This window comes from Paracoccus zeaxanthinifaciens ATCC 21588, from assembly GCF_000420145.1.
Taxonomy (GTDB): Bacteria; Pseudomonadota; Alphaproteobacteria; order Rhodobacterales; family Rhodobacteraceae; genus Paracoccus; species Paracoccus zeaxanthinifaciens.
On sequence record NZ_ATUJ01000015.1, the window covers coordinates 51,997 to 72,774 of the forward strand.

Annotated in this window: 22 protein-coding genes; 8 read left to right on the forward strand and 14 right to left on the reverse strand. The window is 67.9% G+C overall.

Annotated elements, in window-relative coordinates; translation table 11 throughout:
• Nucleotides 1–67 precede the first annotated feature (67 nt).
• Nucleotides 68–379: a hypothetical protein gene (locus tag F804_RS0112960; protein ID WP_022708175.1), complete on the forward strand. Its 312-nt coding sequence runs from the start codon at nt 68–70 to the stop codon at nt 377–379.
• Between the two features lie 69 nt (nt 380–448).
• Nucleotides 449–1,198 (forward strand): SDR family oxidoreductase, encoded by a 750-nt coding sequence (locus F804_RS0112965; protein ID WP_022708176.1) that lies wholly within the window; start codon nt 449–451, stop codon nt 1,196–1,198.
• A 39-nt stretch (nt 1,199–1,237) separates the two neighbouring features.
• Here F804_RS0112965 and gap read toward each other — a convergent pair whose 3' ends face one another.
• From gap to purB, 4 genes are all read right to left on the reverse strand, one after another.
• Nucleotides 1,238–2,239 (reverse strand): type I glyceraldehyde-3-phosphate dehydrogenase, encoded by a 1,002-nt coding sequence (gene gap, locus F804_RS0112970; protein ID WP_022708177.1) that lies wholly within the window; start codon nt 2,237–2,239, stop codon nt 1,238–1,240.
• A gap of 76 nt (nt 2,240–2,315) precedes the next feature.
• Nucleotides 2,316–2,459: a hypothetical protein gene (locus tag F804_RS17540; protein WP_022708178.1), complete on the reverse strand. Its 144-nt coding sequence runs from the start codon at nt 2,457–2,459 to the stop codon at nt 2,316–2,318.
• Between the two features lie 63 nt (nt 2,460–2,522).
• Nucleotides 2,523–3,527 (reverse strand): FliG C-terminal domain-containing protein, encoded by a 1,005-nt coding sequence (locus tag F804_RS0112980; protein ID WP_051142384.1) that lies wholly within the window; start codon nt 3,525–3,527, stop codon nt 2,523–2,525.
• 63 nt (nt 3,528–3,590) lie between these two features.
• On the reverse strand, nt 3,591–4,904 hold the full coding sequence (purB, locus tag F804_RS0112985; protein WP_022708180.1) for an adenylosuccinate lyase: 1,314 nt from the start codon (nt 4,902–4,904) through the stop codon (nt 3,591–3,593).
• 145 nt (nt 4,905–5,049) lie between these two features.
• Between purB and F804_RS0112990 the strand changes: the two genes are divergently transcribed.
• Complete coding sequence (locus F804_RS0112990; RefSeq protein WP_156845246.1) at nt 5,050–5,640, forward strand: hypothetical protein; 591 nt, start codon at nt 5,050–5,052, stop codon at nt 5,638–5,640.
• Nucleotides 5,641–5,649: 9 nt separating this feature from the next.
• On the forward strand, nt 5,650–6,675 hold the full coding sequence (locus F804_RS16505; protein ID WP_084686648.1) for a YihY/virulence factor BrkB family protein: 1,026 nt from the start codon (nt 5,650–5,652) through the stop codon (nt 6,673–6,675).
• Here F804_RS16505 and F804_RS0113000 read toward each other — a convergent pair.
• From F804_RS0113000 to F804_RS0113010, 3 genes are all read right to left on the reverse strand, one after another.
• Nucleotides 6,672–8,318, reverse strand: a complete 1,647-nt coding sequence (locus tag F804_RS0113000) for a peptidoglycan -binding protein (protein WP_022708183.1) — start codon at nt 8,316–8,318, stop codon at nt 6,672–6,674. The two genes, F804_RS16505 and F804_RS0113000, sit on opposite strands and share 4 nt — an antisense overlap.
• 3 nt (nt 8,319–8,321) lie before the next feature.
• Nucleotides 8,322–9,524 (reverse strand): hypothetical protein, encoded by a 1,203-nt coding sequence (locus tag F804_RS16510; protein ID WP_051142385.1) that lies wholly within the window; start codon nt 9,522–9,524, stop codon nt 8,322–8,324.
• A gap of 170 nt (nt 9,525–9,694) precedes the next feature.
• The gene (locus F804_RS0113010) at nt 9,695–10,261 is read right to left on the reverse strand and encodes a gamma-glutamylcyclotransferase (protein WP_022708185.1); all 567 of its coding nucleotides are present in this window, start codon (nt 10,259–10,261) and stop codon (nt 9,695–9,697) included.
• A gap of 49 nt (nt 10,262–10,310) precedes the next feature.
• On the opposite strand from F804_RS0113010, the gene F804_RS0113015 reads away from it, so the two are divergent.
• A complete protein-coding gene (locus F804_RS0113015) occupies nt 10,311–11,300 on the forward strand; it encodes a DUF2125 domain-containing protein (RefSeq protein ID WP_022708186.1) in 990 nt (329 codons plus the stop codon).
• Here F804_RS0113015 and F804_RS0113020 read toward each other — a convergent pair.
• The 4 genes from F804_RS0113020 to F804_RS16515 all read right to left on the reverse strand — a co-directional run bounded on the left by F804_RS0113020 (nt 11,297) and on the right by F804_RS16515 (nt 15,328).
• Nucleotides 11,297–12,217: a prephenate/arogenate dehydrogenase family protein gene (locus F804_RS0113020; protein WP_022708187.1), complete on the reverse strand. Its 921-nt coding sequence runs from the start codon at nt 12,215–12,217 to the stop codon at nt 11,297–11,299. The two genes, F804_RS0113015 and F804_RS0113020, sit on opposite strands and share 4 nt — an antisense overlap.
• Complete coding sequence (gene hisC / locus F804_RS0113025) at nt 12,214–13,302, reverse strand: histidinol-phosphate transaminase (RefSeq protein ID WP_022708188.1); 1,089 nt, start codon at nt 13,300–13,302, stop codon at nt 12,214–12,216. Before hisC ends, F804_RS0113020 begins: the two co-directional genes overlap by 4 nt.
• A 144-nt stretch (nt 13,303–13,446) precedes the next feature.
• The gene (gene rpsD, locus F804_RS0113030; protein WP_022708189.1) at nt 13,447–14,067 is read right to left on the reverse strand and encodes a 30S ribosomal protein S4; all 621 of its coding nucleotides are present in this window, start codon (nt 14,065–14,067) and stop codon (nt 13,447–13,449) included.
• 133 nt (nt 14,068–14,200) lie between these two features.
• Nucleotides 14,201–15,328: an ROK family transcriptional regulator gene (locus F804_RS16515; protein ID WP_022708190.1), complete on the reverse strand. Its 1,128-nt coding sequence runs from the start codon at nt 15,326–15,328 to the stop codon at nt 14,201–14,203.
• A gap of 119 nt (nt 15,329–15,447) precedes the next feature.
• Between F804_RS16515 and F804_RS0113040 the strand changes: the two genes are divergently transcribed.
• The 3 genes from F804_RS0113040 (at nt 15,448) to F804_RS0113050 (ending at nt 18,377) form a co-directional block, all read left to right on the forward strand.
• On the forward strand, nt 15,448–16,476 hold the full coding sequence (locus tag F804_RS0113040) for a sugar ABC transporter substrate-binding protein (RefSeq protein WP_022708191.1): 1,029 nt from the start codon (nt 15,448–15,450) through the stop codon (nt 16,474–16,476).
• A gap of 75 nt (nt 16,477–16,551) precedes the next feature.
• Complete coding sequence (locus F804_RS0113045; RefSeq protein WP_028725968.1) at nt 16,552–17,607, forward strand: ABC transporter permease; 1,056 nt, start codon at nt 16,552–16,554, stop codon at nt 17,605–17,607.
• Nucleotides 17,604–18,377 (forward strand): ATP-binding cassette domain-containing protein, encoded by a 774-nt coding sequence (locus tag F804_RS0113050; protein ID WP_022708193.1) that lies wholly within the window; start codon nt 17,604–17,606, stop codon nt 18,375–18,377. The genes F804_RS0113045 and F804_RS0113050 overlap by 4 nt, the downstream gene beginning before the upstream one ends.
• Before the next feature lie 31 nt (nt 18,378–18,408).
• On the opposite strand, the gene F804_RS0113055 is transcribed toward F804_RS0113050, so the two are convergent.
• The 3 genes from F804_RS0113055 to F804_RS0113065 all read right to left on the reverse strand — a co-directional run bounded on the left by F804_RS0113055 (nt 18,409) and on the right by F804_RS0113065 (nt 20,657).
• A complete protein-coding gene (locus F804_RS0113055) occupies nt 18,409–19,629 on the reverse strand; it encodes a multidrug effflux MFS transporter (RefSeq protein ID WP_028725970.1) in 1,221 nt (406 codons plus the stop codon).
• Between the two features lie 61 nt (nt 19,630–19,690).
• Nucleotides 19,691–20,311, reverse strand: a complete 621-nt coding sequence (locus tag F804_RS0113060; RefSeq protein ID WP_022708195.1) for a DsbA family oxidoreductase — start codon at nt 20,309–20,311, stop codon at nt 19,691–19,693.
• Nucleotides 20,312–20,450: 139 nt separating this feature from the next.
• Entirely contained in the window at nt 20,451–20,657 is a 207-nt protein-coding gene (locus F804_RS0113065; RefSeq protein WP_022708196.1) for a cold-shock protein, read from the reverse strand.
• Nucleotides 20,658–20,778 lie beyond the last annotated feature (121 nt).

Consider the following 20,778-nt stretch of genomic DNA (forward strand, 5'->3'; position numbering starts at 1 on the left):
AAAGCGGTTGGCCCATCGCACCCTGCCGGATGGCGGCAGCGTGCCGGTATGATGAAAGGGTTCGGCAATGCTTCCGATTTGGATTCCCGCGGCGCAGATGCGCCTGGCGCATCAGTTCACCAGGATCGCGATCGAATCGCAGGTCGTGATCGGCATGCGCATGGCGGGCATGATGGGCGTCATCGCCCAGGCCCCGGGCGAGCCCTTCCGCATGGTCGCCGAGAAGCAGGCCGCCGCGCAGGAATCCCTGTTCGCCATGGCCAAGGCCGGTCTGGGCGGCGCGTCGCCCGAGAGCATGATGGCTGCGGGTTTGCGCCCCTATGGCCGCAGGACGCGGGCGAACTCGCGCAGGTTGACCGCGCCCCGCGCGCGGCGCTGATCGCGCAGGAACCAGCGCGGCGGGGCCCGCATTGGTTTTGTGCAACCAAATAATTCCAAGGGGGCTGTCATGCAAACCGCCATCGTCACCGGTGCCGCGCAGGGGATCGGTCGCGGCATCGTCACGCGCCTTCGCCAGGACGGCTGGCGCGTCGCCGCACTGGATCTCGACGCCGAAGCGCTGGCCGAGCTGCCCGAGGACCCGCATCTTCTGCCCGTCGAATGCGATGTCGGCGACGAGGATGCCGTCGCCCGCGCTATGACGCGGGTGGGGGATTGGCTGCAGGGGGCGGGGCTGGACCTGCTGGTGTCGAATGCGGGCATCGCCAACCCGGTCAGCGGCCCGATCGAGCGTCTGTCGCTGTCGGAGTGGCGCGCGTGGCAAGATAGTCACGTGACGGGGGCCTTTCTGGTCGTCCGTGCCTGCGTGCCGCTGCTGCGCAAGGCGCAGGGCAGCATCGTGACGATGGCCTCGACCCGCGCGTTGCAGTCCGAACCCGATTGCGAGGCTTATGCCGCGGCCAAGGGTGCGCTTCTGTCGATGACCCATGCGTTGGCGGTCAGCCTTGGGCCGGATATCCGCGCCAACTGCATCCTTCCGGGCTGGATCGAGACCGGCCCTTGGCAGAAGGCCGCGAACCGGACCGATCCCGATCACGGCACGCGCGACAAGGCGCAGCATCCGGTCGGGCGCGTGGGACGGGTCGACGATATCGCGGGGCTGGTCACGTGGCTGGCCTCGGATCAGGCGGGCTTCGTCACGGGGCAGCGTTTCGTGGTCGATGGGGGCATGACGACCAAGATGATCTATGCCGAATAGGCAATGAAGAAGGCCCCCGTTTCCGGGGGCCTTTTCGCATCAGATGAGCTTGCCCATCGCGACGGCGGTATCCGCCATGCGGTTCGAGAAGCCCCACTCGTTGTCGTACCAGGTCAGAATGCGGCACATGCGGCCTTCCATCACCTTGGTCTGATCCATGTGGAAGATCGAGCTGTGCGGGTCGTGGTTGAAGTCGGTCGAGACCAGCGCTTCCTCGGTATAGCCCAGCACGCCCTTCAGCGGGCCGTCGGCGGCCGCCTTGATGGCCGCGTTGATCTCCTCGACGGTGGTGTCGCGGGCGGCTTCGAAGGTCAGGTCGACGACCGAGACGTTCGGCGTCGGCACGCGGATGGCGACGCCGTCCAGCTTGCCCTTCAGTTCCGGCAGAACCAGGCCCACGGCCTTGGCGGCACCGGTCGAGGTCGGGATCATCGACAGCGCCGCGGCGCGGGCGCGGTACAGATCCTTGTGCATCGTGTCCAGCGTCGGCTGGTCGCCGGTATAGCTGTGGATGGTGGTCATGAAGCCGCGGCTGATGCCGATGGCGTCGTTCAGGACCTTGGCCACGGGCGACAGGCAGTTGGTGGTGCAGCTGGCGTTCGACACGACCAGGTCGTCCGAGGTCAGCGTGTCGTCGTTGACGCCGAAGACGATGGTCTTGTCGGCATTTTCGCCGGGCGCCGAGATCAGCACGCGCTTGGCGCCGGTCGACAGGTGCGGCTGCACCTTTTCCTTCGAGGCGAAGATGCCGGTGCATTCCATGATGACGTCGACATCGCCCCAGGGCAGTTCGGCCGGGTTGCGGATGGCGGTGACCTTGATCGGGCCGCGGCCCACGTCGATCGTGTCGCCGTCGACCTTCACCTCGGCGGGGAAGCGGCCGTGGACCGAGTCGTAGCGAAGCAGATGGGCGTTCGTCTCGACCGGGCCGAGATCGTTGATGGCGACGACCTCGATGTCGGTGCGGCCCGATTCGATGATGCCACGCAGGACATTGCGTCCGATGCGACCGAAACCGTTGATGGCGACCTTGACTGCCATGGGTACCCCTCCTGAGCAGATGACGGTTGGCTTCCTCTAGCGTGACGGCAGGGGCGATGCAAACGCCCAGAGCCGTTCAGCGCCAGAAGCTGAGATATTCGATGAAGCGGTCAAGCGTCCGCGCGGCCGTCAGGGGCAGCAGGCCGTCGAACCAGGTCGCGTCGATGGCGAAGGTTGCGGCGATCAGCAGGACAAGGGCGAAGGCGATCTTGTTCGTCATCAGGACCTCGGGGCTTGACGCCGCCTTATCGCGCGGGGCGCGCGGGGGGACAAGCCTTCGGCGTCACTCGGCATCCTCGGGCAGCTTCAGCGTGATCTCGGACCGTTCCTCGAGACGCCTGACGGCGGCGACGACCTCGGACTTGGCGTCCTCGATTTCCTTGGCGCGCAGCTTGGGGGCGCCGTCGCGCTCCTCGCGCAGGTTGTCGGCCATGCGCTGCGACAGGTTCGACAGGATGAATTCGGCGGCGGCCGCATCCTCGGGGGCGGGGGCGGCAAGGGCGCGGACCAGCGCGGCCTGATCGACCTCTCGGACGAGGCGGGCGATGTCGCGGGGTTCGATGCGGGCGGGGATATGGGCGAAGATGAAGATCGCCTTGCGCACCCCTTCGGCGAAGTCGGCGTCGCGCTGGTCCAGTTCGACCAGCACGTCGTCGCGCAGATCCGATGTCGCGAAATTCAGGATCGCGCCCATCCGGTCCGCCGCCGGGGTCGGGATGGCGGGGCGGGGCAGATCCTCGACCGCGCGCAGCAGCACGAGGCCCACGCGGCGCAATGCATCGGGCGTCACCTCGCCCGTCAGGGCCATGGCCTGCGCCACGGAATGCGCCCTGTCGCGCGACAGGCTGGCGAAGACCTCGGATGCCGGTGCGACGGGCAGCTTCGAGAGCATGAGCGCGATCAGTTCGACGGATTCGCCCGCGGCGATGCGGCACAGCTGTTCGGCGGGCAGGGCCGCGATCTGCGCCCAGGGGTCGCCGCGCCCCGACATGGCGGCATTGCGCCGCGCGCGGTCGCTGCTGCCGGCCGAGATCCGTTCGCCGAAGATGGCAAGCGTGCCGTCCAGATCGCCGGGGAATGTCAGTCCGACCTGTTCCAGCCTGTCGCAGAATTCCGTGATCACCGCGTCTCGGGTGGGGCGGTCGATGACCTCCATCCCGGCCATCTCCTCGGCCAGGAGGGTCTGCGCCTCGGCGTTGAGGCGGTCGAGCCCCTCTGCCTGGTCGTCATCCAGAAGAAGCCGCACGATGACGGCCGCCTTCTGCCGCTGGCTCAGTCCGATCTGCATCTGCGCTGCCCCCGAAAGCATCTTGTCCGGGGGCAGCATCGCAGCATTTGGTTGACGAAACGCTTACAGCGGGTCGTTCTCGAAGACGCGGGCGAAGATCGTGTCCACGTGCTTGGTGTGATAGCCGAGGTCGAACTTCTCCTCGATCTGCTCGGGGGTCAGGGCGGCGGTCACCTCGGCATCGGCCAGAAGCTCTTCCTTGAAGTCCTTGCCCTGTTCCCAGACCTTCATCGCGTTGCGCTGGACCAGGCGATACGCGTCTTCGCGCGACACACCCGCCTGCGTCAGCGCCAGAAGCACCCGCTGCGACATGACCAGGCCCTTGAACTTGTTCATGTTCGCCAGCATCGTCTCGGGATAGACGACCAGCTTGTCGATCACGCCCGCAAGGCGGTTCAGCGCGAAGTCCAGCGTGATCGTCGCGTCCGGCGCGATGCCGCGCTCGACGCTGGAATGGCTGATGTCGCGTTCATGCCACAGGGCCACGTTCTCCATCGCGGGGATCACGGCCATGCGCACCAGGCGGGCAAGGCCCGTCAGGTTCTCGGTCAGGACCGGGTTGCGCTTGTGCGGCATCGCGCTCGAGCCCTTCTGGCCGGGGCTGAAGAACTCCTCGGCCTCGAGAACCTCGGTGCGCTGCATGTGGCGGATCTCGATGGCGACGTTCTCGATGCTGCTGGCGATGACGCCGAGGGTCGCGAAGAACATCGCGTGCCGGTCGCGCGGGATGACCTGCGTGCTGATCGGTTCGGGGCGCAGGCCCATCTTGGAACAGACGTGATCCTCGACCGCGGGGTCGATATTGGCGAAGGTGCCGACCGCGCCGGAGATCGCGCCGGTGGCGACCTCGTCGCGGGCGCGTTCCAGGCGGGCCTTGCCGCGCGCCATCTCGGCATAGAAGCGGGCGAAGGTTAGGCCCATCGTGGTCGGTTCGGCGTGGATGCCGTGGCTGCGACCGATGCGGACGGTGTCCTTGTGTTCGTAGGCGCGCTTCTTCAGTGCGGCCAGGACGCGGTCCATGTCGGCCAGCAGGATGTCGGCGGCGCGGACCAGCTGGACGTTCAGCGTGGTGTCCAGCACGTCGCTGCTGGTCATGCCCTGGTGGACGAAGCGGGCCTCGTCGCTGCCGACATGTTCGGCCAGATGCGTCAGGAAGGCGATCACGTCGTGCTTGGTGACGGCCTCGATCTCGTCGATGCGGGCGACGTCGAATTCGACATCCTTGGCCTTCCAGACGGCATCCGCGTTCTCGCGCGGGATCACGCCCAGATCCGCCTGGGCATCGCAGGCATGGGCCTCGATCTCGTACCAGATGCGGAACTTGGTCTCGGGGGACCAGATGGCGACCATTTCGGGGCGGGCGTAACGCGGGATCATGGCGGGCTCCTTTCGCTTGGTCGGGGCATAGCGGGGCAGGGCCGCGGGGGCAAGTTTCCTTCACCTTCGCGTGTGGGTCATGGGGAACATTCCGCCGCTTCCGCCCGTTTGTCGGACATAACGACCCTGCCAAGCGGAGAGGATCATGGCCGAAAACCGTAGCGACGCCCCGATGGGCCATTCCCACACATCGGCGATGCCGAAGCCCGGCACGCCGCGCGATGCCGCGTTCAGGGGCGGGCAGGCGCTGGTCTGGGGCGGTGTCGCCCTCGGCGTGGCCGGCCTGACGGCGGCGACGGTCCTGTCGGTCCGCCGCCTGACCGAACGCCCCGAACCCGAAGGCGAAACGCCCCAGCCCGTGCTGGCCCCGCGCTTTGCCGATCTGAGCGACGAGGAACGCGAGGCGATCCGCCGCCGCGTCCGCGCCCAGGCGCGCGAGGATTACGCCGCCGCCGCCCGCGAACGCGCCGAGGCAGGGGCGCGCCGTCGCAAGCGCGGCAAGGGGAACGCGGCCAAGGACCTGACCAAGACCGCGGCCGAGCTGACGGCAAGCCTGACGGGCGTGGCGACCGCGGTGGCCACGGCCAGCAAGGCGTTCCGCAGTGTCTCGGGCGAGGCGCCGGGCGTCATGGGCGATTTCGTCGCCGCCGCCGACCAGCTGCGCTCGCTGCTGAACGGCAGCCCCAACGTCCAGCCCGCGCAGAAGGCGGGTGACCAGAACGATCGTGGATTGTAAACCGGACGCATGAACAAGCCTCAGAACCCCCGACCCGGCGTCATGGCGGCCCTGCTGGGCCCGCTGGACGAGGAGACCCGCCGCAAGCACGGCCTGGATACCGAAACCGCGCCCCGGACGACCACGCCTGCAGGGCGGCCGGGACGGATGCGCGACCTGCGCTGGCGCGACGTCTTCGGCATCCTGAAGGCGACGGCGAAATCCGTGGGCGAGGATCGCGTGACCTCGGTCGCGGGCGGCGTGACCTTCTTCGGGCTGCTGTCGCTTTTCCCGGCGATCACGGCCTTCGTCTCGCTCTATGGCCTGCTGTCGGACCCTGCGCAGATCGAGGGGCAGATGGTCCTGTTGCAGGATCTTTTGCCGACGGGGGCATTGGACATCATCAAGGATCAGGTCGTGGCCATCGCCTCGGCCCCGACCAGCGCGCTGTCCGTCGCGGGTCTGATCGCGCTGCTGATCGCCTTCTGGTCCGCCAATGGCGGGATGAAGGCGCTTCTGTCGGCGCTGAACGTCGCCGTCATGCAGGGCGAGACGCGCAGCTTCGTCCGGCTGAACCTTGTCGCCATGTCCTTCACGCTTGGCGGGTTCCTGATGATCGTGCTGATGCTGGGCGTAATCGCCGTCATCCCGGCGCTGCTGCAGATGCTGCCCTTCGGCCTGGGGACCGAGGCGCTGATCAGCTATAGCCGCTGGCCGATCATGTTCGGCGTGCTGATCCTGGCGCTGGCGGCGGTCTATCGCTGGGGGCCGGCCGTGCCCGACAGCCGCTGGCGCTGGATCTCTCCGGGGGCGATCGTCGCGGCGGTGGGGCTGGTCGCGATCTCGATGCTGTTCAGCTGGTACGCGGCAAACTTCGCGAACTACAACGAGACCTACGGCTCGCTCGGGGCGGTGATCGCGCTGATGATGTGGCTGTGGCTGAACGCGACCATCGTGCTGGTGGGCGCCGAGCTGAACGCCGAGATCGAGCGCCAGCTGAAGCGCATGGCGGGGCTGCCTGCGAACCGTCCGGTCCGCAAGCGCCGCGAGGATTAACGCTCGGTCAGCTTCAGCTCGATCCGGCGGTTGAGCGCGCGGTTCGCATCGCTGTCCTCGGGGGCGACGGGGCGCGTGTCGGCAAAGCCCGTCGCCGCCAGCCTGTTCGCCGGAAAGCCCAGCTCGTCGGTCAGGAACCGCACCACCGCAAGTGCGCGCGCCTGGCTCAGTTCCCAGTTGTCGCGCCAGCGTCCGCTGCCCGACAGGGGGCGGCTGTCGGTATGGCCGTCCACGCGGATGATCCAGTCGATCTCGGGGGGGATGTCGTCCGAGATCTCGGTCAGCAGCTTGGCCACGCCCGTGATCTGGTCGCGCCCGGCGGGCGATAGTGTGGCCTCGCCGGTGCCGAATAGCACCTCGGACTGGAAGACGAAGCGGTCGCCCACGACCTTCACCTCTTCGCGGCCCGACAGGATCTGCGAGAGCCGCCCGAAGAATTCCGAGCGATAGCGGGCAAGATCGGCGGCCTCGGCCTCGGCTGCGGCGCGGGCCTCTTCCTCCAGCGCGAGTCGGCGGCGGGTTTCCTCGGTCGCGCGGATCAGGGCGGCGTTCAGCTGCTGGCCCAGTTCCTCGACGCGCAGGTCGGCCTGGTCGTTCTGATCCGCCGCCGCGTCCAGCAGCGCCTGAAGCGATCCCAGTTGCGCGGTCAATTGCGAGACCTGTTCGTTCAGCAGGGCGACACGGCGCTGGCTGTCCTCGGCCAACCCCTCCTGGTCGGTCAGGGCGTCGCGGGCGGTGGACAGAAGCGCCGCCTGCCGTTCGGCATCGGTCAGGTTCCGCGCGGCCTCGGCCTCGGCCTCGTCGCGGGCGGCACGGGCTGCGGCCAGCAGGGTCAGCGTCTCTTCGGCCTCGGCGCGGCGTTCCTCGAGGGCAAGGGTCATGGCGGTCAGTTCGGCATCCGACTGTTCCAGCCGCTCTCGCAGAAGGCGGGCAGCCTCGGCTTCGGCAAGGCGTTGCGCCTCGGCCTCGGACAGCTGCTCGGTCGTCTCGTCCAGCGCGGTCTCGCGGGCATCGACCTCGGATCGCAGATCCTCGACCAGCGCGCGCAGGGCGTCGGTGCGGGCGGCGGCAAGGCGGGCGGCCTCGGCCTCGGCATCGGTTTCGGCGCGTGCCGCCGCGATGGCGAGTTCAGCGGCGGATGCGCGTTCGCGAGCCTGTTCCAGCTGACCGCCCAGCCGGGCGATCTGGCCGCGATCCTGCAACTGGCTGGCAAGCAGGGTGGCGACCTCGGCCTCGAAATCGGTCAGGCGGCTTTCGGCCTCGGCCAGCTGCGCGCGGTCGGCGCTCAGCTGGTTGTTCAGGCGCGTGATGCGGGCGGCGCGGGCGCGGGCCTCGGCCTCGGCATCCTCGGCGCGGTCGCGTTCGGATTGCAGAGCGGCGTCCAGTTCGGCCTCGCGCTGTTCGGACGCGCCAAGCGCCTGCCCGAGCGCGCCGACCTGCCGGCCAAGATCGGCCAGCTGCTGTTCCTGGTCGGCCAGCTGGCTGTCCTGCGTGTCGATCTGTTCGCGAAGCACCGACTGCACGACCATGAAGATGGTCAGCACGAACATCAGCACCATCAGAAGCGCTGTCATCGCGTCCACGAATCCTGGCCAGATCGAGGCCGAGAAACGCTGCGACGAGGAACCGCGGGCCAGCCTCATGGATCAGCCCTGCCCATGGGGCGCCAGCGGGTCGGCGGGCAGAAGGTCGTCGCGGAACGGGTCGCCGAAGCGGGCTGCCCGCACCGCGCGGGTCAGCACCAGAATGTCCGAGCGCAGTTCGGCCACGACCTCGTCGCGGCCCTCGTTCATCTCGTCCACCAGCTTCTGGATGCCGGTCTCGATCCGGTCCCAGTCGGTGGCGGGCTTCGGCGCGCGGGCCTCGGCCAGAAGGGCGTCCTGACCGGCTGCGATGCGTTCCAGCGCCTGTGCCAGCCGGTCGCCATCCATCCCGTCCTTGCGTTCGACCAGCTGTTCGATCGCCTGCGCCATCACGACGACGCGTTCGTCGGCCATCAGCGCGGTCTCGTCCCGAATCTGGTCGCGTTCGGACTGCCAGCCCTGCAGGCGGTCCATCTGGCGCGACATCTGGTCCAGCAGCCCGCCGATCGCGGCCTCGTCCGCGGCATCGCCTTGACCGATGCGGGTGAAGCCGGACATCCACTCCTCCAGCTCTCGGTAGAAGCGGTTCTGGCCATGCGTCACGAACAGTTCCAGCAGCCCCACGACCAGCGAGCCGGCCAGGCCCAGAAGCGAGGACGAGAACGCCGTCGCCATCCCGCCCAGCTGCGCCTCGAGGCCGGTCATCAGCTTGTCGAAGACCTCGATCCCGGTTTCGCCGTCCTGCGGCGCCAGCGCGCGGATCGTGTCCACGACGGCGGGCACGGTGGTCGCAAGCCCGTAGAAGGTCCCCAGAAGGCCAAGGAAGATCAGTAGGTTGGACAGATATCTTGTGATGTCGCGCAGCTCGTCGATGCGGGTCGCCACCGAATCCAGGATCGACCGCGCCGACCCGGTCGAGATCGCGTCGCCCACCGGACCGCGCGTCCCCAGAAGCGAGGCCAGCGGCGCCAGCAGGCGCGGTGCCTGTCCCGCCGGTTCGACCTGGCCCCCGCTGCGCTTGGCGGCGAAACCCTCGATCCAGCTGACCGACCGCATCAGCTGCGCCAGTTGCCAGAAGCAGGCCAGCACGCCCGTCGCGAAGACCACGAGGATGACCCCGTTCAGCCAGCGGTTCGCCATGAAGATCGGCAGGATGCGGCCATAGGCCAGCCAGCCGCCCGCAAGGACCAGCGCCAGCACCGACAGCATCAGCAGGATCTGCCGGACCGGCTGCGAGAAGCGCGGCGGGACGGTGTTCGCCATCATCGCCTGGTCCCGCGTGGCCGACAGCCTGCGCGAGGACAGGGTCAGGCGCGGTTGCGCGGATTGCGCCCCGGGGCGCGGATCGTTGGTCGGATCGCTCACTGAAAATCCCTGTCCCTGCGCTTGTTTGCACCAAGTCTAGGGCGCGGGCGATCCCTTGCCAAGCGTCGCGGTCAGTCGGTCCGCTGTCGCGACTGGATGTGGCGCACCGCATCCGACAGCGCGTCCAGATGCGGGTCGGGCAGGCCGATCTCGTTCAGGTGGGACGCCGTGTTGAACAGGTAATCCGCATTCGGTCCGCGCCCGCCATGCGCGGCGGCGATGATGCTGGCCTGTTCCTCGGATGTCAGCCCGCCCGCATATTGCCAGTGGTCGCGCTTCATCACATAGGCCAGCGCCTCGATGCGGCGTCCATCCTCCAGCGTCAGGGGCAGAAGCGTCTCGCGATAGGCGTCGGTGACCAGTTCGCGCGCGCGCAGATCGGCCAGCACCGCGTCGTGATCGGCGGGCGCGATACGCAGCGCGACGCCCGAGACCGTCGCGCGGTCGTCGGGGTCCAGCCCCAGCACCAGTCCGGGGCGATCCTCGGTCCCGCGATGTTCGACCGATCGCAGGCAGAAGCGCCGCGCGAAGCCCGTCAGCCGCGCGCGGACCGTCTCGACCGGCGCGAAGCCGGGATTCCAGATGAGCGAGCCGTAGCCGAAGACCCACTCGATCCTTTGCAAAACCTGTTTGTCCATGGCTTATGAAAATAGGCCAGCTTTCGGGCAAGGAAAAGGGACTGCGAAGATGTTGAAGGGCTTGGCGGGAATTGCCCTGCTGATCGGTGCGGGCGCCGCGACGTGGATCGGGACCGAAGGGCATGTCGCGGGCAGGCTGCGCGCGGCGATGCAGGATGCCCCGGATCTGAGGGCCGAGACAGTGACCCCGCTGCGCGATCCGCGCGCATGGGGGATTCGGATCGAGGGCCCCGAATGGGGCGGCCCCGCGGGCGGGATTGCGGTCGACTGGGCGCAGGTTTCGGTCGCGCCGCTGGACCCGTTCCGGGTGGTGCTGGGACTGCCGGGCGATGCGACGCTGACGCTGGCGGGGCGCGACATACCGCTGCGGATGGAGGCGCCCGCCGCATCCGTCGATTTCGCGCCGCTGCGCCGGATGGCACCCGCCCGGATCGTCGCGGGGACCGGGGCGATCACCTCGAACGAACTGCCGATGCTGGGGGATGCGCAGGTCTCGGCCGAACTGGTGCAGGTGGATATCGCAGCGCCCTTGGACACGCTGGCGGCCTATGACGTGGATCTTGCGATCGAGGGGTTGCAGCCCGCCGCGCTTGCGACATTGGGGGCGCTGGTCCCCGAGGATGCGCTGGATCTGGTCGGCGCCGCGCAGGTCTGGCTGGACGGCACGCCCGGACCGCTGGCGCAGGCCGCGCCGCGCCTGACGGGGCTGCGCACCGAGGGCCTTGTCCTGCGGATGGGGCAGGCGGAAGCGCGTCTGCTGGGCCAGGTCGCGGCCGATGCGCAGGGTCGCGCGGCGGGGCAGCTGGCGGTCTATACCGCCGATGCGGATGCGTCCCTGGACCAGGCGGCGGCGCTCGGGCTGATCGAGGGGCCGGCGCGGCTGCTGCTGGGTGCGGGCCTGCGCAACATCGCGGCGGGCGATGTGCAGACCGAGTTCCCCGAGGCCCAGGGCGACGAGATCCGCCTGATCCTTGGCTTCGAGGACGGGCGCATCACCATCGGCGGCATGCCCGTCGGTCCGGCGCCGATCCTGCGCTAGGTCTTGGTCACGCCGCGCCCGAAATCGGGGGCGGCGGTATCCTGACCGGCGTCGATGATGCCGCGACGGATCGCGCGCGTGCGGCTGAAATAGTCGAACAGCTGCTGCCCGTCGCCCATGCGGATCGCGCGTTGCAGGACGAACAGCTCCTCGGTGAAGCGGCCCAGGATGTCCAGCGTCGCCTCCTTGTTGTGCAGGAACACGTCGCGCCACATGGTCGGGTCGCTGGCGGCGATGCGGGTGAAGTCGCGGAAGCCGGCGGCGGAATACTGGATCACCTCTTCGCCCGAGACGCGCTGCAGGTGATCGGCTACGCCGACCATCGTATAGGCGATCAGGTGGGGCGCATGGCTGGTGACGGCCAGGACAAGATCGTGGTGAGCAGGCTCCATCACGTCGGTCTTGGCACCGATCCCCGCAAGGCAGCGGTTCAGGCGGTCCAGCGCATCGGCATCCGTGTCGGGCAGGGGGGTCAGCAGCCACCAGCGGTTCCGGAACAGGGTCGCGAAACCGGCGCGGGGGCCCGAATGCTCGGTCCCGGCAAGGGGGTGGCCGGGGATGAAATGCGCCCCCTGCGGCATGTGGGGCTGCACGGCATCGATGACGGATTGCTTGACCGAGCCGACATCGGTGACGGTCGCGCCCGGCGCCAGATGGGGGCCGATCTCGGCCATGACATCGCCCATCGCGCCGACGGGGACACACAGCACGACCAGATCCGCGCCCGCCACGGCCTCGGCCGCGGTGTCGCAGATGCGATCGCACAGCCCGATCTCTCGGGCGGTGTCGCGGGTTTCGGCGCTGCGGGCATATCCCGTCACCTCGGAGGCCAGGCCCGCCTCGCGCAGGGCCAGCGACATCGAGCCTGCGATCAGGCCCAGCCCGATCAGGGCGACGCGGTCGTAGATCACGCTCATGCCCGGCGCCCCTGGATGAAGCTGCCCAGCACGTCCAGCACGCGGGTCACGCCGTCTTCGTCGCCGACCGTGATGCGCAGCGCATGGGGCAGGCCGTAACCGCCGACGCGGCGCACCAGGATGCCCGCCTCGCGCAGCGCTGCATCGGCGGCCTCGGCCTCGGCCGGGTCGGCAAAGCGCGCCAGCACGAAATTCGCGAAGCTCTCGTCGCAGGCGATCCCCATCTGGACCAGCGACTGGCGCATTCGGTCGCGCAAGCGCGCGTTCAGGTCGGCGCAATGGGCGGTGAAGGCCGTGTCGCGGATCGCGGCCTCGGCGGCGGCCATCTGCGGCTTGGACAGGTTGAAGGGTTGGCGCAGCCGGTTCAGCACGTCGATGATGTCCCGCGCGGCATAGCCCCAGCCGATGCGCAGCCCGCCCAGCCCGTGGATCTTCGAGAAGGTGCGCGTCATCACCACGTTTGGGAACCGGTCCACGAGGGAGGCGCCGCCGTCGAAGCCGCCCGCGAATTCCGTATATGCGCCGTCATGGACGAAGACGACATGCGGGGGCAGGCCGGCGGCAAGGCGCTCGAGCTCGTCGCCGTCCAGCATGGTGCCGGTGGGGTTGGCGGGGTTTGCCACGAAGACGACGCGGGTGCGTTCGGTCACGGCGGCAAGGATCGCGTCCACATCGACGCGGCGGTCCGTTTCCGGCACGGTCACGGGCGTCGCCCCGACCATGCGCGCCAGGATCGGATACATCGAGAAGCCGTGCTCGGTCGTGATGATCTCGTCGCCATGGCCCGCGAATGCATGGGTGACGAATTGCAGCACCTCATCGGACCCCACGCCGCAGATGATGCGGCCGGGATCGAGGCCGTGCACCTCGGCGATGGCCTGGCGCAGGGGCGCGTGATCGGTGGCCGGATAGCGGTGCAGATCGCCCGATGCGGCGCGGAACGCCTCTTGTGCCGCAGGGCTGCAGCCGAGCGGGTTCTCGTTCGAGGACAGCTTCAGGACATCGTCATGCCCCGCCAGCCTGCTTTCGCCGCTGACATAGAGAGCGATATCCATGATGCCGGGCTTGGGTGCGATCTGGGTCATTGCTACCTTCCTTTGTCCGCCCGTTTAGTCATCGCGGCGCGGCATGGAAAGGGGGCAGTTCGGCAGGCGCGCGCGGCGGATGCGCGCAAACGCAAAAGGCCGCCCCGGGGGACGGCCTTTCGATCGGTTTGAATTCGGCGAAGATCAGTTCTTCGCGTAGAATTCGACGACCAGGTTCGGTTCCATGACGACGGCATAGGGCACGTCGCTCAGGGCCGGGGTGCGAACGAAGGTCGCGGTCATCTTGTTGTGGTCCGCTTCGACATAGTCCGGAACGTCGCGCTCGGTCAGGGCGACGGCTTCCAGCACGATGGCCAGCTGGCGCGAACGCTCGCGGATCGAGATGACATCGCCTTCCTTGACGCGGTAGGACGGGATGTTGACGCGCTTGCCGTTCACTTCGATGTGGCCGTGGTTCACGAACTGACGGGCAGCGAAGATGGTCGGCACGAACTTGGCGCGGTAGACGACGGCGTCCAGGCGGCACTCGAGCAGGCCGATCAGGTTTTCGCTGGTGTCGCCCTTGATACGCTCGGCTTCGGCATAGATGCGGCGGAACTGCTTCTCGGTCAGGTCGCCATAGTAGCCCTTGAGCTTCTGCTTGGCGCGCAGCTGGGTGCCGAAGTCCGACAGCTTGTTCTTGCGGCGCTGGCCGTGCTGGCCCGGGCCGTATTCGCGGCGGTTGACCGGCGACTTGGCGCGGCCCCAGATGTTTTCGCCCATGCGGCGGTCGATCTTGTACTTGGCAGACGTGCGTTTGGTCACGGCTGATCTCCTTCTTAGCGTTTCGAAGGGCGTTGTCCTCTGGCCGCGGTCGGAACCGGGGCCTGACAGGGTTCCCCTCGCGGGGTCCACCAACACCAATGAGCGGGCCGCATACAGGCGTGTGGGCCGGGCGTCAAGCGTATTCCCCCTGCACCGGCACGCCGCCGGGCAGGAAATGATGCGCAAGGGGCAGGCCCGCCGCCCCCAGGATGCGGGCCTGGCGTCCCAGGCTGCCCTCGATCACGCGGGGGCGGTCGATGCCCGCGGCGGGGATGCGGGCCAGCGCGTCGCGGGTGGCATCGGTCAGCAGGCGCCGCGTGGCGGGCGGCACCGCGCCATCGACGACGACCATGCCCAGATCCGCCACCGCGACCGCCGAAATGGCGGCATGGGCCAGCGCCTCGCCCGCGTCGCGCGCCCAGTCGCGTTCGATGGCGGCAGGCACGTCCCAGCCCGAATCGTCCGGCGGCAGCGGGCGGCCGATCAGCCGCTCCAGCGTCGAGACCGAGGCGCGGTCCAGCACCTGCCCCCCGCCCGGCACCGGCATCGAACCGATCGCGCCCGCGTTCCGCGTGGGCCCGTGGCGCAGCGACCCGTCCAGCACCAGCCCGCCCCCCGCGAAATGCGCGACATAGAGGTGCAGGAAATCGCGCGGCAACCGGCAGGTCCCGAAGATCAGTTCGGCGCCGCAAGCCGTGGTCGCGTCGTTTTCCAGGATGACGGGAAAGGGCAGGTCGCCCTGCAGCTCGGCCTGAAGGTCGAATTCCAGCCAGCCGCGCATCTCCTCGCCCCAGTCCCACAGGCGATAGGGGGTGGCGATGCCCACGCCCATCACGCGGTCGCGCTGCGCGGGATCCAGCGTGGCGCACATCGTCGCAAGCCCCTGACGCGCAAAGCCGATCAGCTCTTCGGGATCGGGATGGTCGTGGATCATCTGGCGGTGCATCCGCACCTTGCCCGCGAAATCCACAAGCGCCAGTTCCGCCAGCCTGCGCCCGATCTTGAACCCCAGGAAGAAGGCCGCGTCCCCGGCCAGCGACAGCGGCGTCGAGGGTTGCCCGACCTTGCCGCGCACGACCGCCTCCTCGGACAGGAAGCCGCGCTGCATCAACTTGCGCGACAGGTTCCCCACGGCCTGCGCCGACAGGCCCATCAGCGGGGCCAGGACCGCGCGGGGCAGGGGCCCCCGCTTGCGGATCAGCGACAGGATAAGCCTTTCGTTCCGGCTCATGTCGGCCGGAGTGTCGGTCTGGATGGTCATGCGGGCTCCTCTTCCCCGAAACCATTAATCAACACGATTGATTTATTGACAAGTGAATTGTCGTGATGCTTCCTTAAGGCAAGGCGGCCGAGGATCCGCCTTCAGGAGGAGAGATATACATGACCCGCAAAACCGTTTTGCGCGCTTCCGCCGCGCTGTCCGCGCTTGTCCTGTCGGCCGGCCTTGCCAATGCGCAGGATGCCGGGAAGGCATGCCTGATCACCAAGACCGACATCAACCCGTTCTTCGTCAAGATGAAGGAAGGCGCGACCGCCAAGGCGGAAGAGCTGGGGATGGAGCTGATGACCTTCGCCGGCAAGATCGACGGCGATCACGAGACCCAGCAGCAGGCCGTCGAAAGCTGCATCGCCGCGGGCGTGAAGGGCATCCTGATCACCGCATCCGACACCAAGGCCATCACCGACAGCGTGGCGCAGGCGCGTGACGCGGGCATCCTGGTCATCGCGCTGGACACGCCGCTGGACCCGATCGACGCCGCCGACGCGACCTTCGCCACCGACAACCGCGAGGCAGGTCGCCTGATCGGCGCATGGGCTGCGGGCAAGATGGGCGATGCGGCAGCGGACGCGAAGATCGCGATGCTGGACCTGTCGGAACGCGGCGCCTCGGTCGACGTGCTGCGCGATCAGGGCTTCCTGGAAGGCTTCGGCGTCGATGTGAAGGACGAGAACGTCATCGGCGACGAGGATGACGCGCGCATCGTCGGCCACGAGGTCACCTCGGGCAACGAAGAGGGCGGGCGCCAGGCCATGGAGGCGCTGATGCAGCGCGATCCGGGCATCAACCTCGTCTATACCATCAACGAGCCCGCCGCCGCCGGTGCCTACGAGGCGCTGAAATCCTTCGGCAAGGAAAACGACGTGCTGATCGTGTCGGTCGATGGCGGCTGCCCCGGCGTGCAGAACGTCGAGGAAGGCGTGATCGGCGCGACCTCGCAGCAATATCCGCTGCTGATGGCGTCGATGGGCGTCGAGGCCATCGCGGCCTTCGCGACCGACGGCACCAAGCCCGAGACCAGCGAAGGTCTGGACTTCACCAATACCGGCGTGAACCTGGTCACGGGCGAGCCGGTGGACGGCGTGGAATCGATCGGCATCGAGGAAGGTCTCGATCGCTGCTGGGGCTGATGCCCGCCTGATTTCCCGATGACGGGATGGCGGCGCATGGGCCGCCATCCCCCCCGCATTCCCACGGAGACGTCGATGTCCGACACCCCCGATCCCGTGGTCGAGCGCAACGCCAACGACAAGGTTGCAAGCTTCGACCACCGCCACCGCCGTCCGCTGGACCGCGTGCAGCATTTCCTGCACCAATACCCGACCATGGTCCCGGTCATCGTGCTGGTGCTGTCGCTGATCGCCTTCGGGCTGATCTCTCCCAACTTCTTCTCGGCGTTCAACCTGTCGCTGATCCTGCAGCAGGTGGCCGTGGTCGGCACGCTTGCGGCGGCGCAGTCGCTGGTGATCCTGACCGCGGGCATCGACCTGTCGGTGGGCGCCGTGATGGTGCTGATCTCGGTCGTGATGGGGCAGCTGGCCGTCAATTTCGGCGTTCCGGTGCCGCTGGCGATCCTTGCGGGCCTGATCTGCGGCGCGGCGACCGGCGGGCTGAACGGCCTTCTGGTGACGCGCCTGAAGCTGCCGCCCTTCATCACGACGCTTGGCACCTGGAACATCTTCCTGGCGCTGAACTACTACGTCTCGGGGCGCGAGACATTGCGAAGCCAGACGCTGGACGCCGAAGCGCCGATGCTGAAATTCTTCGGCGAGCGTTTCAACCTGGGCGGCGCGGTGCTGACCTATGGCGTGATCCTGATGCTGGTCGTCTTCGCGGTGCTCTACTATGCGCTCTACAAGACGGCATGGGGGCGGCGCGTCTATGCGGTGGGCGACGATCCCGAATCCGCGGGCCTCGCGGGGATCCAGACCCGGCAGGTGCTGATGTCGGTCTATGTCGTGGCGGGCGTCATCTGCGCGCTGGCGGCATGGTCGTCGATCGGTCGCGTCGGCTCGATCAGCCCGACCTCGTTCTTCGAGGCCAACCTCGAATCCATCACCGCGGTGGTGATCGGCGGCATCTCGCTGTTCGGCGGGCGCGGCTCGATCCTTGGGCCGCTGATCGGCGCGCTGATCGTGGGCGTGTTCAATTCCGGGCTGCGGCTGGCAGGTGTCGACGTGCTGTGGCAGCTGTTCGCGACGGGCTGGCTGATCATCCTTGCCGTGGCAATCGACCAATGGATCAGAAAGGTGTCGTCATGACCGATCCCATCCTGTCCGCACGGGGCCTCGTCAAGCGCTATGGCCGCGTCACCGCCATGGACGGCGCGGATTTCGACCTCTACCCCGGAGAGATCCTGGCCGTCATCGGCGATAACGGCGCGGGCAAGTCCAGCCTGATCAAGGCGCTGTCCGGCGCGGTCCGTCCCGACGAGGGCGAGATCCGCCTGGGCGGCGAGAAGATCAGCTTCGACAGCCCGCTGGATGCCCGCAAGTCGGGGATCGAGACCGTCTACCAGACGCTGGCCCTGTCCCCCGCGCTGTCGATTTCCGACAACATGTTCATGGGCCGCGAGATCCGCAAGCCGGGCGTCATGGGCAAGTGGTTCCGCATGCTGGACAAGCCCGCCATGGACGAGTTCGCCCGCCAGAAGCTGTCCGAGCTGGGGCTGATGACGATCCAGAACATCGGCCAGCCGGTCGAGACGCTTTCGGGCGGTCAGCGCCAGGGCGTCGCCGTCGCGCGCGCCGCGGCCTTCGGCAGCCGGGTCATCATCCTGGACGAGCCGACCGCCGCGCTTGGCGTCAAGGAAAGCCGCCGGGTGCTGGACCTGATCCAGGACGTGCGTTCGCGCGGGATCCCGATCGTGCTGATCAGCCACAACATGCCGCATGTCTTCGAGGTGGCGGACCGCATCCACATCCACCGGCTGGGCCGCAGGCTGTGCACCATCGATCCCAAGGAGCATTCCATGTCGGACGCGGTGGCCTATATGACCGGCGCCAAGCTGCCCGAAGGGTTGGCGGCCTGAAGCAGAAAGGGGGCCCGCGCGGCCCCCTTTGTCAATCCTGAAGCCTGCGCATCAGGAACCACGCCAGCGCGGAACAGATCAGCGTCGCCGCCACCGCAGGCACCGCCGTCCCGTCATAGAGCAGCCCGACGGGGATCGCGATCACCACCGCCGCAAGGGTGGATATGGCCGCGATGATCGACGCGGCCATGCCCGCGATATGGCCCATATGCTGCAATGCCAGCGCGTTCAGGTTGCCGAACGTCACGCCTGCCATGAAGAACACGCTGACCGCCCAGAAGAAGAAGACAGGGAAGGCCAGCGCCTGCGGCAGCACGCCCGTCAGCATCAGGACCAGCGTCACCGAGGACACGACCGTCTGCATCACATAGGCCCATTTCGCGATGCGGCGCATGCCGAAGCGGATCACGAAGGTCGCGTTCAGCACCGTTCCCGACCCCGACAGAAGGGCCATTGCGGCGAACCACAGGTGGAAATGCTCGCCCTTGCCATAGGTCTGGCCGAACAGCTGCTGGGCCGAGGACAGAAGTCCGAACATCTGCCCGAAGCCCAGGGTCAGAACCACCGTCGCCAGCATGACCTGGCGGTTGCTGACGACCTCTTTCGCGGCGGCGGTCAGGGTCGCGACGCGCAGCGGGCGGCGGCGTTCGGGGGGCAGGGTCTCGGCCTGGCGCAGGTTCAGCCAGGTCGCGCCGATCGCGGCAAAGCCCAGGAAGGCCAGGAACACCCCGTGCCAGCCCGCGACCGCGATGATCGCGGCCCCGAGCGTGGGCGCGATGGCCGGGACCATGATGAAGATCATCATCACGAAGCTGGTGATGCGCGCCATCTCTCGGCCGTCATAGAGATCGCGCACAAGCGCCAGCCCGACGATGCGCGGGCCCGATGCGCCGACGCCCTGCACGAAGCGCGCGGCCAGAAGCAGCTCCAACGAGTTCGCATAGAGCGCGGCGATCGCGCCGATGCTGTAGATGGCGAACCCCAGGGTGATCGTCCGCTTGCGCCCCAATGCGTCCGAGATCGGCCCCGCGAACAGCGTGCCCGACCCCATGCCCGCCATGAAGGCCGTCAGGATCAGCTGGGCGCGGTTCACGTTCTGGGGCGTCAGCTCGGCCGCGATGTCCGGCAGGGCGGGCAGCATCGCGTCGATCGAGAAGGCGATGCTGGCAAAGAGAAAGGCCAACATCGCGATGAATTCGGGCAAGGGCAGCCGTCGCTGCGGCGCCATCCCCGGTGCGGCGATGTCTGTCATGGGGTCCACCTGTCGGTTACCCCATGGCAGATAGGACGAAATTGCACAGTCTGCAAGGCTTTCAACCCTGTGCGGCGATCTCGTCGACGACGTTCTGCCACAGCTTGGCGGGTTGCGCGCCCGTCACGGCATGGGCATCGGCCACGATGAAGGTCGGGCAGACCGTGATGCCGCGTTCGCGCGCGTGCAGTTCGCGGGTGTTCACCTCGTCGCGGTCGGCATCGCTGGCCAGAAGGCGCAGCACCATGTCGCGATCCATTCCGGCCTGCGCCGCGATCGCGCCCAGCTCGGCATGGTCCGCGATGTCGCGCGCCTCTTGCCAATGGGCGCGCATCAGGCCGGACATGACGCGCGACTGCGCCTGTTCCAGGCCCGCCCAGTGCATCAGGCGGTGGGCGTCCAGGGTGTTGGGTTCACGCTCGGCCGGGTTCAGAGTCAGGCCCATCGCGGCGGATTGTTCGACCAGCAGGCGCATGGCCTCGGCCCCGTCGGCGCCCATCGTGGCCTTCAGATGCGCGATGCGATCCACGCCCTCGGCGGCGATCTGGGGGTTCAGGCGAAAGGGATGCCAGCTGACGGCGAAGGGATGATCCGGGCGGCTTTCCAGCGCGCGGTCCAGTTCCAGCTTGCCGATAAGGCTCCAGGGGCAGACCGGGTCCGCGAAGATGTCGAGACGGGTCATGTCATGTCCTTGCGATGGGCGGTTCCGCCATGGGAAGGACATTGGGGGTGTCCTTGGCAGAACGGATGGCGTTTGCGAAGCGCCCCTTCTGCCAAAGAAAAACGGCCCGCGCAAACGGGCCGTTCCGGTAGATCACGTCTCAGAGGAGGCGCAGATCCGAAGCCGAGGCGCGGCCGTCGCGGCCCGACTGCAGTTCGTAACCGATCTTCTGGTTGTCCTGCAGGCCCGTCAGCCCGGCGCGTTCAACTGCCGAGATGTGGACGAACACGTCCTTGCCACCCTCATCGGGGGCGATGAAGCCATAACCTTTGGTGGCGTTGAACCACTTTACCGTTCCGGTCGCCATAACCGTATCTCCTTCAAGTCATCCCGACGCAGGATTGCGCCAGGCCGTGCAGCCCGCTTTCGGTCTTCCGGCTGCCCCGAAGGGAGGCGGTAGAAAGTCTTCGCTCACGCAGGTGCGAGCA